A 12,742-nucleotide genomic window follows, 5' to 3' on the forward strand; every position below is an offset into this window, starting at 1 on the left:
CTTCCCACCACGTCTCGCCCGCCTCTTCATGAAACGCACCTGGCTGCTGTTCGCCCAAGCCGTGACCATCCTGCTCGCGGCCTATTTCGTCGTCGCAACGCTCAAGCCCGAGTGGCTGAACCGGCGCACCGGCCCGCTCAACGGCCTGGTCTCGGTGATCGAGGCCCCCACCGCGCCCGCCGGCACCCTCACCGCCGGCAGCCTGAGCGCCGCGGCCAAGAAAGCCTCGCCCGCGGTGGTCAGCATCAACACCAGCAAGGCGGCGCAGCGCTCGCCGCGCAACAACGACCCGTGGTTCCGCTTCTTCTTCGGCGACCAGGGCGACCAGCCGCAGGTGGGGCTCGGCAGCGGCGTGATCGTCAGCGCCGACGGCTACATCCTCACCAACAACCATGTCGTCGAAGGCGCGGACGAGATCGACGTCACGCTCAACGACAGCCGCCATGCGCGCGGCAAGGTGATCGGCACCGACCCCGACACCGACCTCGCGGTGCTCAAGATCGAGCTCGACAAGCTGCCGGTGATCGTGCTGGGGAACTCCGACGCGCTGCAGGTCGGCGACCAGGTGCTGGCCATCGGCAACCCCTTCGGCGTCGGCCAGACGGTCACCAGCGGGATCGTCTCGGCGCTCGGGCGCAACCAGCTCGGCATCAACACCTTCGAGAACTTCATCCAGACCGACGCAGCCATCAACCCGGGCAACTCGGGCGGCGCGCTGATCGACGTCAACGGCAACCTCGAGGGCATCAACACCGCGATCTACTCGCGTTCGGGTGGCAGCATGGGCATCGGCTTCGCGATCCCGGTCTCGACCGCCAAGCAGGTGCTCGAGGACATCGTGACGGCCGGCAAGGTCACGCGCGGCTGGATCGGCGTCGAGCCCAACGACCTCTCGCCCGAGCTGGCCGAGACCTTCGGCGTCAAGGCCAGCGCCGGCGTGATCATCACCGGCGTGCTTCAGAACGGCCCGGCGGCCAAGGCCGGCGTGCGCCCCGGCGACGTCATCACCGGCGTGGGCGAGAAGAACATCGGCAACACCCAGGAACTGCTGAGCGCGGTGGCCGGCCTCAAGCCCGGCACGGCGACCCGCTTCGCACTGCAGCGCGGCAGCGACAAGCTGGAGCTGGACGTCACGCCGGGCCTGCGGCCGCGGTCGCCGGTGCGGCGGACGCCGAACGAGACCGAGTGAACCGGAACCCCGGCCGGGCCGGGATTCAGGACTGCGCCGAGTCGGCGCTTTCTTCGGGCGGCTTGTGGCTGTACTTGGTGAAGTAGCGGGCGCCGATGATGCCGACCTCGTACAGCAGGCACATCGGGATCGCGAGCGCAAGCTGCGAGACCACGTCCGGCGGCGTCAGCACCGCGGCGACGACGAAGGCCAGCACGATGAAGTAGCCGCGGAACGAACGCAGCTTCTCGATCGTGACGAGTTCGAAGCGCACCAGCAGCATCACCACGATCGGCACCTGGAAGGCGACGCCGAAGGCGATGTAGAGCGACAGGATCGCCTCCACGTAGGACGAAATGTCGGGCGTGGCATTGACCGACGGCGGCGTGAACTTCTGGATGAAGCCGAACATCTTGTCCAGCACGAAGAACTGCACGAACGCGATGCCGCCATAGGCCAGCAGGCTGCCGAAGAAGATCAGCGGCAGCGCGAACTTCTTCTCGTGACTGTAGAGGCCCGGCGCCACGAACATCCAGCATTGGTACATGAGCCAGGGCAGCGCCAGCAGCACCGCCGTCATGCCCAGCACCTTGAGCGGCACGAAGAAGGGCGAGAAGACGCCGATCGCGATCAGCTTGGCGTCGGGCGGCATGTGGGCGCGGATCGGCACCGCGATCATGTCGATCAGGCCGGCCGGCCCGGGCCAGATGGCCAGCAGGATGCCGGCCACGACCAGGCCGTAGACGCAGTAGAGCAGGCGATCCCGCAGCTCCATCAGGTGCTGGACGAAGGGCTGCTCGGTGCCGGCCAGTTCGTCTTCTTTGTTCTTGTCGGTGGGGTCGGCCATGTGGGGGGACGCTGCGCTCGGGAATCCGGCACGCGCTGCGCGCGGCCGGGTCGCCAGCTTGCGCTAGTTGATCTTGTGGGGGCGGTAACGGGCCACGCGCGCCGCGCCCGACAGCGCCTTGGTGCGCACGCCGTTGCGCGCCTTGTACCACTGCGGCGTGGCGCCCTGCTTCAGGCGCCAGTTCTTGCGTGGATGCTTGTACTCGGGGAAGGAAGGGGCCGTATCGGACAGCGCCGAGAGCGTCTGGCCGCTTTCGGAGAACTGCTTCTCGAAGTCGCTGGCGCCGGACTGGATGCTCTGCTCGACGTCGCGCGCCGCGTCCTGCACCGTGTCCTTCATCTTGCGCAGTTCGTCGAGGTCCATCGAGCGGTTGACCTCGGCCTTGACGTCGTTCACGTAGCGCTGCGCCTTGCCGAGCAGGGTGCCCACGGTGCGCGCCACGCGCGGCAGCTTCTCGGGCCCGATGACGATCAGCGCCACCGCGCCGATGAGGGCCAGCTTCGAGATGCCGAGGTCGATCACGGATCGGTCTGGCTCAGGACTTCTGGCGCGCTTCGACGTCGATCGTCGACTTGTCGGCGGTGGCGTTGCCGGTCACCTGTGCGTTCGGGCCGGTGGCGGTCGGCGCGTCGGCCGAGGCGCCGTCCTTCATGCCGTCCTTGAAGCCCTTCACGGCGCCGCCCAGGTCGGATCCCATGTTGCGGAGCTTCTTGGTGCCGAAGATCATGACGACGACGAGCAGCACGATCAGCCAGTGCCAGATGGAAAGTGAACCCATGGATTACTCCTGAAGAATGAATCGGATTTTAGTCGCCGCAAAATGACCGGCCGAAATGATGGCTATCAGCCCCTGAGCCAGGGCCGCGGCCCGCCCATGACGTGGACATGGAGATGGTGCACCTCCTGCCCGCCCTCGGCGCCCGTATTGACCACGATGCGGAATCCGCCCTGGGGATAGGGCCGGCAGCCCTGCTCGACCGCCAGCTTGGGCGCCAGGGTCATGATCCTGCCCAGCAGCGCCGCGTCGTCGGGCGTCACCTGTGCCATCGACGGGATGTGGCGTTTCGGGACGATCATGAAATGCACCGGCGCCCAGGGCGCGATGTCGTTGAAGACGAACAACTCGTCGTCCTCGAAAACCTTGCGCGACGGGATCTTGCCCTCGATGATTTTGCAGAAGATGCAGTTCGGGTCAGATGACATTGGCTGTTTCCATGGGTCGGCCCGCGTTCATGCGCACCATCCCCTTGACGATGCGATAGAGGAACCAAAGCGAGATCAGTGCCCAGGCGATCCAGCCCGGCACCAGGAAGAGCAGCCACAGCCACGAGGTCAGCACGTACAGCACGCCGGCCCACAGCACCGAACGGATCCGCCAGCTGAAGTGCGAGGCCTGCCAGCTGCCGGCCGCGTCCTCGCGCTTGACCAGGTCGATCACCAGCGCGATCACCAGCAGGCCGATCGAGGCCTGGGCGCCGGGCAGCACGGCGCCGACCGCCACCACCAGATGCAGGATGTAGCTGACCCAGCCCCAGGTCTTGAGGGAGTCGTCGGGCTCGACGGTCACGATGTCGTTGGGCATGGTGTGCGCTCCTTTCAGTCGTTGGAAGCTTCGCGGTCCTGCGCCTTGCGCAAGGCCTTTTCCTCGATGCCGCTGGTGCCTTCGCGGCGCTCGAGCTCGGCCACCACGTCGGCGGGCGAGAAGCCGTAGTGCGCCAGCGCCACCATGCTGTGGAACCACAGATCGGCCACTTCGTTCACCAGTTTCGTGCGGTCGCCGCCGTGGTCGGCGTCCTTGGCGGCCATCACGACCTCGGTGGCTTCCTCGCCGATCTTCTTCAGGAAGGCGTCCGGGCCGCGGTGCAGCAGGCGCGCGACATAGCTCTTGTCGGGGTCGCCGCCGCGCGCCGGCAGTCGGCTCTCGATGACAGCGGCCAGGCGTGCCAGCGCGTCTTCGGCGTTTCGGGATTCGGTGCTCATCTCGGGGAGGATGTGTAGATCGAAGCGGGGTCTTTCAAGACCGGCTCGGTGACGGTCCATCGGCCGTTTTCGTACTTGCTGAAGAAGCAGCTGTGGCGGCCCGTGTGGCAGGCGATGCCCGGCTCGTGGCCCTGCTGCGTGACCTTGAGCAGCACCACGTCGTTGTCGCAGTCGAGCCGGATCTCGTGCACGGTCTGCACATGGCCCGACTCCTCGCCCTTGAACCACAGCTTCTTGCGCGAGCGGCTGAAATACACGGCGCGCTGGGTCTCGGCGGTCTTGGCGAGCGCCTCGCGGTCCATCCAGGCGAACATCAGGACATCGTTGCTGCCCTGCTCCTGCGCGATCACGGGCACCAGGCCGTTCGCGTCCCATTTCACTTCGTCGAGCCAGTTCATAGCCGGGTATTGTCCGTCACAGCCGAACCGGGATCCCGCGCGCCGCCATCTGGTGCTTCGCTTCGCCGACGGTGAACTCGCCGTAGTGGAAGATGCTGGCCGCCAGTACGGCGTCGGCGCCGCCGATCTGGATGCCGTCGGCCAGGTGCTCGAGGCTGCCGACGCCGCCCGAGGCGATCACCGGCACGCTGACCGCGTCGCTCACGGACCGCGTCAATTCGAGGTCGAAGCCGCTCTTGGTGCCGTCGCGGTCCATGCTGGTCAGCAGGATCTCGCCAGCGCCGCGGCGCGCCATCTCGACGGCCCATTGCACGGCGTCGAGGCCGGTGTTCTTGCGCCCGCCATGGCTGTAGACGTCCCAGCCGGGGCCTCGCGTGGCGGCGTCCTCGGGCGTGCGCCGCTTGGCGTCGATCGCCACCACGATGCACTGCGCGCCGTACTTGCGCGAGGCGTCCTCGATCACCTGGGGATTGGCGATCGCGGCCGAATTGAAGCTGGTCTTGTCGGCCCCGGCATTGAGCAGCCGGCGCACGTCCGCCACCGTGCGCACGCCGCCGCCGACGGTCAGCGGAATGAAGACCTGGGAGGCCACCGCCTCGATGATCGGCAGGATCAGGTCGCGGCCGTCGCTGGTGGCGGTGATGTCCAGGAAGGTCAGCTCGTCGGCGCCCTGCGCGTTGTAGCGCGCCGCGATCTCGACCGGGTCGCCGGCGTCGCGCAGTTCGACGAAATTGACGCCCTTGACGACGCGGCCGCCGGTGACGTCGAGGCAGGGAATGATTCGTTTGGCAAGCATGGTGTGGTTGAGGCGATGGGTTCAGGCGACCGTGAGCTGTTGCCAGCCCTGCCACTGGGCGCCGGGCGCCAGCAGCACGGGTTCGTCGATGCGCGCGGCCTCGACGCAGAGCATCTGGCGCCAGCCGTCGTCGGGCAGGTCGTCGAGCTTGGCGCTGAGCAGCGGGCCCGGATTCCAGACCACGGTCTCGGTGCAGCTCGCGCTTTGCGAGATCTCGAGTGTGCCCGAAGGCTGCACCAGCCGAAGCGGCCGGGCAGGCGAAGCGTAGACGCTGTCGAACTCGCTGCCGAAGCGCAGTGCCGGCGCCATGTCGACATGCCGGTCGTCGCGCACCGCGTCCCAGCGATTGGCGCCCTGCAGGCCTTCCAGGCGGGCCACGGTGACGTCGTCGACCCGCAGGTAGCTGTGGAGCGCGGCCGCGAAGGACCAGGGGCCGCTGCCCCTGTTGTCGATCGTGAGCGCGATGCGCAGCGCCCGCGGCGCCAGGGTGACGGCCAGCCGGGCCCGGAACGCATGCGGCCAGAGCGCGCGGGTGGCCGCGCTGTCGCGCAGCGTCAGCACGAAGGTGTCGCGCCGGCCGTCGGCCTCGGGGGCCTCGGCTGCCCAGGGAAGATTGCGGGCGAAGCCGTGCTTGGGCAGCGACCCGCGCTGGTTGAACTGCGGCCAGCAGACCGGCACGCCGCCGCGGATCGCGCTCTGGCCATCGAAACGGGCCGCGGGGCTCAGGTAGAGCCGCTCCACGCCGTCGGCCGTGGTCCAGGACAGCACGTGGGCGCCGTGCAGGGCCACGGTACAGCTGCCGCCGTCCGCCAGCGCGAGGCGCACGGCCGGCTGGCCACGAAAGTCGAGAGGACTGGAGGTCATGGCCCGATTCTAGGTTTGGGGCGGTCCCCGCGATGCGCACCTCCGGAACCCGAGGGGCATTGCGAACGGCGCGGATTTCGCTTGAAATGAGCTCACCCGGCGGCTGCGGCTGCGCGCCCCCGGTGGCGTCAGCGCTTCAGAACAACTCGCACAAGGAGCCTCCATGAGAAGGAAACTGCCGCCGGCAGCCTGGATTCTGATCGCGATGCTGATCGGGATCGTGATCGGCTACATGGTCTTCGTCAATTTCCCGGACAAGAAGACCGCGGTCGAGATCGCGGGCTACATCTCGATMATGTCGGACGTCTTCCTGCGCCTGATCAAGATGCTGATCGGCCCGCTGGTCTTCTCGACGCTGGTGGTCGGGATCGCCCACATGGGCGACGCTGCCGCGGTCGGGCGGGTGTTCGGCAAGGCGCTGGGCTGGTTCATCACGGCCTCCCTGGTCTCGCTGGTGCTGGGCCTGGTCATGGCCAACCTGCTGCAGCCGGGCCACAACCTGGGCCTGCCGCTGCCCGACATCGGGTCTTCCGCCAACCTCGCGACCTCCAAGTTCACGCTGAAGGACTTCGTCAGCCACGTGGTTCCGAAGTCCTTTGTCGAGGCCATGGCCAACAACGAGATCCTGCAGATCGTGGTGTTCTCGATGTTCTTCGGCGTCGCCCTGGCCTCGCTCGGCGAAAAGGCCCGCACGCTGGTCAACGCCATCGACGAACTGTCGCACGCGATGCTCAAGATCACCGGCTACGTGATGAAGCTCGCCCCGCTCGCCGTGATGGCCGCGATGGCCGCCACGGTCGCCACCAACGGCCTGGGCATCCTGCTCAAGTTCGCGGTCTTCATGGGCGGCTTCTACCTGAGCCTGTTCATGCTGTGGGGCTTGCTGGCGCTGGCCGGCTTCCTGTTCCTGGGGCCGCGCATCGTGACGCTGCTGAAGCTGATCCGCGAGCCCTTCCTGCTGTCCTTCGCGACCGCCAGCTCGGAGGCCGCCTATCCGAAGATCCTGATCGCGCTCGACCGCTTCGGCGTCAAGCGCAAGATCTCCAGCTTCGTGATGCCGATGGGCTACTCGTTCAACCTCGACGGCTCGATGATGTACTGCACTTTCGCCGTGCTCTTCATCGCCCAGGCCTACGACATCCCGCTGTCGATCGGCACCCAGATCACGATGCTGCTGATCCTGATGCTGACCTCCAAGGGCATGGCCGGCGTGCCGCGCGCCTCCCTGGTCGTGATCGCCGCGACCCTGAACCAGTTCAATATCCCCGAAGCCGGACTGTTGCTGATCCTCGGGGTCGACACCTTCCTGGACATGGGGCGCTCCGCCACCAATGCGGTGGGCAATTCGATCGCCACGGCGGTGGTGGCCAAGTGGGAGGGCGAGCTGCTCTCCGAAGGCGACGCTGCGGCCAATGCCCGGGCCATGGACGCCGAAAGCGCCGCCACCCTCGCCCATCCGGCACATGCCTGAGGAGCGGTCATGACGCCCGTCCGGATCCGCCTCGGCGCTGCCGCCGTGCTGCTGGGCGCACTGCTGGGCCCGGCACCTGCCGCGCTCGCGCAATCCGAGCCGGCGCCGGCGGGCCCGGCGGTCCTGGGCGGGACCCTGGCCAAGGCGCGGGACGCGGGCGTGGTGGTCATCGGTTACCGGGAGTCGTCGGTGCCGTTTTCCTTCCTGTCGCCGCGCAAGGAACCGATCGGCTATTCGATCGAGCTGTGCAAGGCGGTGGTCGAGGCCATGGGCGATGCGGTGCACAAGACGCTGTCCATCCGCTGGCAGCCCGTGACCGCCGAATCGCGCATCGATGCCGTGGTCAACGGCCAGGTCGACCTCGAATGCGGCTCCACCACCAGCAACCTGGAACGCCAGAAGCGCGTGGCCTTCTCGCCGACGATGTTCGTCTCGGGCACCCGGCTGCTGGTGAAGAAAGGCTCGCCGATCCAGTCGTTCCGCGACCTGGCCGGCAAGCCGGTGGCCGTGACCGCCGGCACCACCAACGAGAAGACCCTGCGCGACCTGTCGGCACGCTTCAAGCTGGAGCTGAACCTGCTGGTGTCGCGCGACCATGCCGAATCGTTCGCGCTGGTGAAGTCCGGCAAGGCCGAAGCCTTCGCGACCGACGAGGTGCTGCTGTACGGCCTGATCGCGCAGGACCGGGGCGAGGCCGGGGGCGCCAGCGACTACCAGGTGGTCGGCGACTTCCTCTCGTACGACCCCTACGGCGTCATGTACCGCAAGGGCGATCCGCAGCTGGCCAAGGTGGTCAACGACACCTTCCAGGCGCTGGCCGAGGACGGCGAGATCGAGCGCCAGTACAAGCGCTGGTTCCTGCGCAAGCTGCCGTCCGGCACCAGTCTGAACCTGCCCATGAGCCCCCAGCTCGAAACCATCATCCAGACCATGGCCGTCAAAACGGAATAGCCCCCGCACCGGCCGGCGCAGCCAGGCCCGTTCGTGAAACACCGCGGATCTGGCTTTGCCAGTCCGCCGGTGTTGCCCCCGGTAGGGGGTGGGCGGCTACACGAAGTGAGCCAACCTGGGGGCGAGCTTTTTACGCTGCGAGTTCGTCGGCGCGAGCCTGGGCGGCGGCGAAATCGAGGTCGCCCGAGTAGATGGCACGTCCGCAGATCACGCCTTCGATACCGTCGGACTCGACCGCGCACAGCTTGTCGATGTCGGCCATGTTCGACAGGCCGCCCGAGGCGATCACGGGAATCGTGAGCGCCTGCGCCAGCCGCACGGTGGCCTCGATGTTGATGCCCGACAGCATGCCGTCGCGGCCGATGTCGGTGTAGATGATCGACTCGACGCCGTAGTCCTCGAACTTCTTGCCCAGGTCGGCGACCTCGTGGCCGGTCAGCTTGCTCCAGCCATCGGTCGCCACCTTGCCGTCCTTGGCGTCGAGGCCGACGATGATGTGGCCGCCGAAGGCGCTGCAGGCATCCTTCAGGAAGCCGGGATTCTTGACCGCCGCGGTGCCGATGATCACGTAGCGCAAGCCGTCGTCGATGTAGCGTTCGATGGTGTCCAGGTCGCGGATGCCGCCGCCGAGCTGCACCGGGATGTCGTCGCCGACCTCCTTCAGGATCGCCTTGATCGCAGCGTGGTTCTGCGGCTTGCCGGCGAAGGCGCCGTTCAGGTCGACCAGGTGCAACCGGCGCGCACCGGCCTCGAGCCATTTGCGCGCCATCGCGGCCGGGTCTTCGCTGAAAGTGGTGGACTGGTCCATATCGCCTTGCTTGAGGCGAACACAGTGGCCATCCTTGAGGTCGATCGCGGGAATGAGAAGCATGGTGATGCGGGATTGCGTAGCGGACGGAGGGGGCGGTGGTCGGAATGCGCGATGGTACTCAGAACCCGGCAGGCACAGGCGCAGGCCGGATCCGAACGGGGGAGGCGTTCACTGCGTCAGGGATTCCAGTGGAGGAAATTTCGATAGAGCTGCAACCCGTGCTCCGCACTCTTCTCGGGGTGGAACTGGGTCGCAAAAATATTATCGCGTGCCAGCGCGGCGGTAAAGCGCTCGCCGTAGTCGGCCTCCCCCACGCTGTGGGCGACGTCGGCGGGCTTGGCATAGAAGCTGTGGACGAAATAGAAGTAGCTCCCGTCGGGCACCCCGGCCCAGACCGGGTGCGCCCGCGTCTGCAAGACCTGGTTCCAGCCCATCTGCGGCACCTTGTAGCGGCTGCCGTCCGGCTGCGTGCGGCCCTCGAGCTCGAACCTGCGCACTTCGCCGGGAATCAGGCCCAGGCCGTCGGTCGGCCCTTCGTCGCTGTGCGACAGCAGCATCTGCATGCCGACGCAGACACCGAACAGCGGCTTGCTGGCCGCGGCCTCGAGCACCGACTCGAGCAGGCCGGAGTCGGCCAGCTCGCGCATGCAGTCGGGCATGGCACCCTGCCCCGGCAGCACCACGCGGGTGGCCCGGCGGACCACCTCCGGGTCGGAGGTGACGAACACCTCCACCCCGACCTGGTCGGCCGCATGCTGCACCGCCTGCGACACCGAGCGCAGGTTGCCCATGCCGTAGTCGACGACGGCGACGGTATTGGCGGTCATTGGAAGTCGTGGCGGCTCAGAGCGAACCCTTGGTGGAGGGAATGACACCTGCTGAGCGCGGGTCGAGTTCCAGGGCGGAGCGCAGCGCCCGCGCGAAGGCCTTGAACACGGTCTCGCACTGGTGGTGCGCGTTGACGCCCTTGAGATTGTCGATATGCAGCGTCACGAAGGCATGGTTGGCAAAACCGTGGAAGAACTCGTAGGTCAGCTGGCTGTCGAAGGTGCCGATCATGCCACTGGTGAAGGGAACGTCCATCACCAGGCCCGGGCGACCGGAGAAATCGATCACGACGCGGCTCAGCGCCTCGTCCAGCGGCACGTAGGCGTGGCCATAGCGGCGGATGCCCTTCTTGTCGCCGACGGCCTTGGCCACCGCCTGGCCCAGCGTGATGCCCACGTCCTCCACCGTGTGGTGGCCGTCGATGTGCAGGTCGCCCTGACAGTCGATGTCGAGGTCGATCAGTCCGTGGCGGGCGATCTGGTCGAGCATGTGGTCGAAAAAGCCGATGCCGGTCGACAGTTTCGCGCGGCCAGTGCCGTCGAGGTCGACCTGGACCGTGATCTTGGTTTCCGCCGTGTTGCGGGTGACGCAGGCCGTGCGCGCGCCGGTGGCGACGACGGCTTCGGGTGCCATTGGGGTGTTCATAGTGAGGCTTCGAGGGCCGCGAGCATCTGCGCATTCTCGTCGGCGGTTCCGACCGTGAGGCGCAGGCAGTTCGCGAGCAATGGGTGCATTTTAGAAACGTTCTTGACCAGCACGCCGCGAGCCTTCATCCCATCGAAGGTCTTTGCGGCATCGGGCACCCGGATCAGGATCATGTTGGCCTCGCTGGGCCAGCTTCGGACCGCCGGCAGCCGCGCCAGGCGCTCGACCACCCCCGCGCGCTGGTCGCGGATCTCGGCCGCCTGCGCGGCGAACACCTCGGCGTGCTCGAGCGCGAAGAGCGCGCATTCGCAGTTGAGCACGCTGATGTTGTAGGGCGGGCGCACCTTGTCGACCTCGGAAATCAGCGCCGCCGGACCCATCAGGTAGCCCAGCCGGGCCCCGGCCAGGCCGAACTTGCTGAGCGTGCGCATCAGAAGCACGTGGCCGTGGCGCGCGACGCGGTCGATGTAGCTGCGGCCGGCGAACGGCTGGTAGGCCTCGTCGATGACCACCAGCCCGCCCTGCGCGCCCTGGGCCTGGACGATCTTCTCGATCACCGCGTCGTCCCACAGGTTGGCGGTCGGGTTGTTCGGATAGGCCAGGAAGACGATCGCCGGCTTTTCCCTGGCGATGGCTTCGAGCATGGCGGTCTCGTCGAGCTCGAAATCGGCGGTCAGCGGCACGCCGACGAAGCGCAGGCCCTGCAGCTGGGCGCTCACGGCGTACATCACGAAGCCGGGCACCGGCGCCAGGATGGCGGCGCCGGGCAGGTCGCAGGCCATCGCGAGCAAGGAGATCAGCTCGTCCGAGCCGTTGCCGAGCATCAGCGCGAAGCCCTCCGGCATCGCCGCGTGCGCGGCCAGCGCGCGCTGCAGGTCGGCGCCGCGCTCGCCCGGGTAGCGGTTCAGCGCCAGGGCGCCGAGGCGCTGCCCGAGCGCAGCCTGCAGCGCGGGCGGCAGGCCGTGGGGGTTTTCCATGGCGTCGAGCTTGAGCAGGCCACGGGCGTCCTGCACGGCATAGGCATGCATGGATTGGATGTCGGCGCGGATGCGCCCCAGTGCGCGGCGGGTGTCGTCAGTGGCAGTCATTCGGAGTTCAGGGGTTGCAGCGGTAGCTGTTGCGCAGCGCGGCCGAGAGCACCAGCTGGACCGGCATGTCGGCCTCGTAGCTGTCGGCGTTGCGCGTCAGTTCGGATTGGTAGAGCGAGCGTGCCATCCTGGGCTCGAGCCGGCGGCCGTTGATGCAGAAAATCGGCTTGCGGCCCGCGCGCTGCTCCTCGTCGCTGGCTTCGCGCAGGCCTTCCATGACACCCACGAGGTAGTAGTTGGCGTAGAGCTTGCCGTCCTTCTCGCTGGTCTCGAGCGTGCGCAGCTCGCGGATCGACATCGCCTGCGCGAGCGTCGCCAGCATCAGCAGCGCCAGGCAGGCGCCCGCGGCGCGGATCAGTCGCGCGGGCGTGGCTTGATCAGCACGCATGGGTTCCCCGCATAGACGCAGTGGCCGTCGAGATCACGCGTCACGACCGAGCGGGCGCCGACCACGGCGGCATCGCCGATCGTGACGCCCGGCGCCACGAAGGTCTCGGCTGCCAGCCAGACGCCGTCGCCGACGCGGATGTCGTCCCAGACCAGCGGAAAGCTGGGCCGCTTGTAGTCGTGGGTGCCGGTGCACAGCCACACCCGCTGCGAGACGCAGCAGTTCTTGCCGATCCGGACTTCGCCATAGTTGTAGATCTCGACGCCCTCGCCGATCGCGGTGTACTCGCCGATCACGAGGTTCCACGGCATCAGCACCTTCACGCCGGCGCTGATCAGCACCTTCTCGCCGAGCCGGGCGCCGTAGAGGCGCAGCAGGAAGAGCCGGAACGGCGACAGCGCGCGCGGTCCGGCGCGACCCAGCAGGCCCCAGACCAGCATCCAGGAAGCGCGACGCAGCTTCTGGCCCAGGGTCCAGGGATGGCCCCGACTGGTCTTCAGATCCATG

General features: G+C 67.6%; 18 protein-coding genes. 3 read left to right on the forward strand and 15 right to left on the reverse strand.

The genetic code is table 11. The annotated features are described in order from the left end of the window. Positions 1–28: 28 nt before the first annotated feature. The gene (locus AB4Z46_RS17150) at positions 29–1,189 is read left to right on the forward strand and encodes a trypsin-like peptidase domain-containing protein (RefSeq protein ID WP_442284716.1); all 1,161 of its coding nucleotides are present in this window, start codon (positions 29–31) and stop codon (positions 1,187–1,189) included. 25 nt (positions 1,190–1,214) lie between these two features. Here AB4Z46_RS17150 and tatC read toward each other — a convergent pair whose 3' ends face one another. The 9 genes from tatC to AB4Z46_RS17195 all read right to left on the reverse strand — a co-directional run bounded on the left by tatC (position 1,215) and on the right by AB4Z46_RS17195 (position 6,053). After that, complete coding sequence (tatC, locus tag AB4Z46_RS17155; RefSeq protein ID WP_442284717.1) at positions 1,215–2,015, reverse strand: twin-arginine translocase subunit TatC; 801 nt, start codon at positions 2,013–2,015, stop codon at positions 1,215–1,217. A 63-nt stretch (positions 2,016–2,078) separates the two neighbouring features. Beyond that, a complete protein-coding gene (tatB, locus tag AB4Z46_RS17160; RefSeq protein ID WP_442284718.1) occupies positions 2,079–2,537 on the reverse strand; it encodes a Sec-independent protein translocase protein TatB in 459 nt (152 codons plus the stop codon). 13 nt (positions 2,538–2,550) lie between these two features. Next, positions 2,551–2,793, reverse strand: a complete 243-nt coding sequence (tatA, locus tag AB4Z46_RS17165; RefSeq protein WP_442284719.1) for a Sec-independent protein translocase subunit TatA — start codon at positions 2,791–2,793, stop codon at positions 2,551–2,553. Positions 2,794–2,858: 65 nt separating this feature from the next. Then, positions 2,859–3,218, reverse strand: a complete 360-nt coding sequence (locus AB4Z46_RS17170) for a histidine triad nucleotide-binding protein (protein WP_442284720.1) — start codon at positions 3,216–3,218, stop codon at positions 2,859–2,861. Then, on the reverse strand, positions 3,208–3,597 hold the full coding sequence (locus AB4Z46_RS17175; protein ID WP_442284721.1) for a DUF4870 family protein: 390 nt from the start codon (positions 3,595–3,597) through the stop codon (positions 3,208–3,210). Before AB4Z46_RS17175 ends, AB4Z46_RS17170 begins: the two co-directional genes overlap by 11 nt. A gap of 14 nt (positions 3,598–3,611) precedes the next feature. Continuing rightward, on the reverse strand, positions 3,612–3,995 hold the full coding sequence (locus AB4Z46_RS17180; RefSeq protein ID WP_442284722.1) for a phosphoribosyl-ATP diphosphatase: 384 nt from the start codon (positions 3,993–3,995) through the stop codon (positions 3,612–3,614). Next, positions 3,992–4,393 carry a phosphoribosyl-AMP cyclohydrolase gene (gene hisI / locus AB4Z46_RS17185; protein ID WP_442284723.1) on the reverse strand — a complete coding sequence of 134 codons (402 nt, stop codon included), beginning with the start codon at positions 4,391–4,393 and terminating at the stop codon, positions 3,992–3,994. The genes AB4Z46_RS17180 and hisI overlap by 4 nt, the downstream gene beginning before the upstream one ends. 16 nt (positions 4,394–4,409) lie before the next feature. Further along, positions 4,410–5,189 carry an imidazole glycerol phosphate synthase subunit HisF gene (gene hisF / locus AB4Z46_RS17190; protein ID WP_442284724.1) on the reverse strand — a complete coding sequence of 260 codons (780 nt, stop codon included), beginning with the start codon at positions 5,187–5,189 and terminating at the stop codon, positions 4,410–4,412. A gap of 21 nt (positions 5,190–5,210) precedes the next feature. Then, the gene (locus AB4Z46_RS17195) at positions 5,211–6,053 is read right to left on the reverse strand and encodes a D-hexose-6-phosphate mutarotase (RefSeq protein WP_442284725.1); all 843 of its coding nucleotides are present in this window, start codon (positions 6,051–6,053) and stop codon (positions 5,211–5,213) included. A gap of 163 nt (positions 6,054–6,216) precedes the next feature. Between AB4Z46_RS17195 and AB4Z46_RS17200 the strand changes: the two genes are divergently transcribed. Both AB4Z46_RS17200 and AB4Z46_RS17205 read left to right on the forward strand, forming a co-directional pair. Continuing rightward, entirely contained in the window at positions 6,217–7,524 is a 1,308-nt protein-coding gene (locus AB4Z46_RS17200) for a dicarboxylate/amino acid:cation symporter (RefSeq protein WP_442284726.1), read from the forward strand. Between the two features lie 9 nt (positions 7,525–7,533). After that, entirely contained in the window at positions 7,534–8,475 is a 942-nt protein-coding gene (locus AB4Z46_RS17205; protein WP_442284727.1) for an amino acid ABC transporter substrate-binding protein, read from the forward strand. A 130-nt stretch (positions 8,476–8,605) separates the two neighbouring features. On the opposite strand, the gene hisA is transcribed toward AB4Z46_RS17205, so the two are convergent. The 6 genes from hisA to AB4Z46_RS17235 form a co-directional block, all read right to left on the reverse strand. Beyond that, on the reverse strand, positions 8,606–9,346 hold the full coding sequence (gene hisA, locus AB4Z46_RS17210) for a 1-(5-phosphoribosyl)-5-[(5-phosphoribosylamino)methylideneamino]imidazole-4-carboxamide isomerase (protein ID WP_442284728.1): 741 nt from the start codon (positions 9,344–9,346) through the stop codon (positions 8,606–8,608). A 116-nt stretch (positions 9,347–9,462) separates the two neighbouring features. Continuing rightward, a complete protein-coding gene (gene hisH / locus AB4Z46_RS17215; RefSeq protein ID WP_442284729.1) occupies positions 9,463–10,113 on the reverse strand; it encodes an imidazole glycerol phosphate synthase subunit HisH in 651 nt (216 codons plus the stop codon). Between the two features lie 16 nt (positions 10,114–10,129). Then, positions 10,130–10,747: an imidazoleglycerol-phosphate dehydratase HisB gene (gene hisB / locus AB4Z46_RS17220; RefSeq protein WP_442284730.1), complete on the reverse strand. Its 618-nt coding sequence runs from the start codon at positions 10,745–10,747 to the stop codon at positions 10,130–10,132. Between the two features lie 8 nt (positions 10,748–10,755). Next, positions 10,756–11,847, reverse strand: a complete 1,092-nt coding sequence (gene hisC / locus AB4Z46_RS17225) for a histidinol-phosphate transaminase (protein WP_442284731.1) — start codon at positions 11,845–11,847, stop codon at positions 10,756–10,758. 7 nt (positions 11,848–11,854) lie between these two features. Further along, positions 11,855–12,235, reverse strand: a complete 381-nt coding sequence (locus tag AB4Z46_RS17230; protein WP_442284732.1) for a hypothetical protein — start codon at positions 12,233–12,235, stop codon at positions 11,855–11,857. Further along, positions 12,202–12,741 (reverse strand): putative colanic acid biosynthesis acetyltransferase, encoded by a 540-nt coding sequence (locus tag AB4Z46_RS17235; protein ID WP_442284733.1) that lies wholly within the window; start codon positions 12,739–12,741, stop codon positions 12,202–12,204. The genes AB4Z46_RS17230 and AB4Z46_RS17235 overlap by 34 nt, the downstream gene beginning before the upstream one ends. Position 12,742: the final 1 nt, after the last annotated feature.

The organism is Variovorax sp. M-6 (genome assembly GCF_052114385.1).
In the GTDB taxonomy this organism is placed as follows: Bacteria; Pseudomonadota; Gammaproteobacteria; order Burkholderiales; family Burkholderiaceae_C; genus Variovorax.

Coding starts and splice junctions, on each gene's coding strand:
- AB4Z46_RS17150 (WP_442284716.1), top strand. CDS start 29: ATGAAACGCACCTGGCTGCTGTTCGCCCAAGCCGTGACCATCCTGCTC.
- tatC (WP_442284717.1), bottom strand. CDS start 2,015: ATGGCCGACCCCACCGACAAGAACAAAGAAGACGAACTGGCCGGCACC.
- tatA (WP_442284719.1), bottom strand. CDS start 2,793: ATGGGTTCACTTTCCATCTGGCACTGGCTGATCGTGCTGCTCGTCGTC.
- AB4Z46_RS17170 (WP_442284720.1), bottom strand. CDS start 3,218: ATGTCATCTGACCCGAACTGCATCTTCTGCAAAATCATCGAGGGCAAG.
- AB4Z46_RS17175 (WP_442284721.1), bottom strand. CDS start 3,597: ATGCCCAACGACATCGTGACCGTCGAGCCCGACGACTCCCTCAAGACC.
- AB4Z46_RS17180 (WP_442284722.1), bottom strand. CDS start 3,995: ATGAGCACCGAATCCCGAAACGCCGAAGACGCGCTGGCACGCCTGGCC.
- hisI (WP_442284723.1), bottom strand. CDS start 4,393: ATGAACTGGCTCGACGAAGTGAAATGGGACGCGAACGGCCTGGTGCCC.
- hisF (WP_442284724.1), bottom strand. CDS start 5,189: ATGCTTGCCAAACGAATCATTCCCTGCCTCGACGTCACCGGCGGCCGC.
- AB4Z46_RS17195 (WP_442284725.1), bottom strand. CDS start 6,053: ATGACCTCCAGTCCTCTCGACTTTCGTGGCCAGCCGGCCGTGCGCCTC.
- AB4Z46_RS17205 (WP_442284727.1), top strand. CDS start 7,534: ATGACGCCCGTCCGGATCCGCCTCGGCGCTGCCGCCGTGCTGCTGGGC.
- hisA (WP_442284728.1), bottom strand. CDS start 9,346: ATGCTTCTCATTCCCGCGATCGACCTCAAGGATGGCCACTGTGTTCGC.
- hisH (WP_442284729.1), bottom strand. CDS start 10,113: ATGACCGCCAATACCGTCGCCGTCGTCGACTACGGCATGGGCAACCTG.
- hisB (WP_442284730.1), bottom strand. CDS start 10,747: ATGGCACCCGAAGCCGTCGTCGCCACCGGCGCGCGCACGGCCTGCGTC.
- hisC (WP_442284731.1), bottom strand. CDS start 11,847: ATGACTGCCACTGACGACACCCGCCGCGCACTGGGGCGCATCCGCGCC.
- AB4Z46_RS17230 (WP_442284732.1), bottom strand. CDS start 12,235: ATGCGTGCTGATCAAGCCACGCCCGCGCGACTGATCCGCGCCGCGGGC.
- AB4Z46_RS17235 (WP_442284733.1), bottom strand. CDS start 12,741: ATGGATCTGAAGACCAGTCGGGGCCATCCCTGGACCCTGGGCCAGAAG.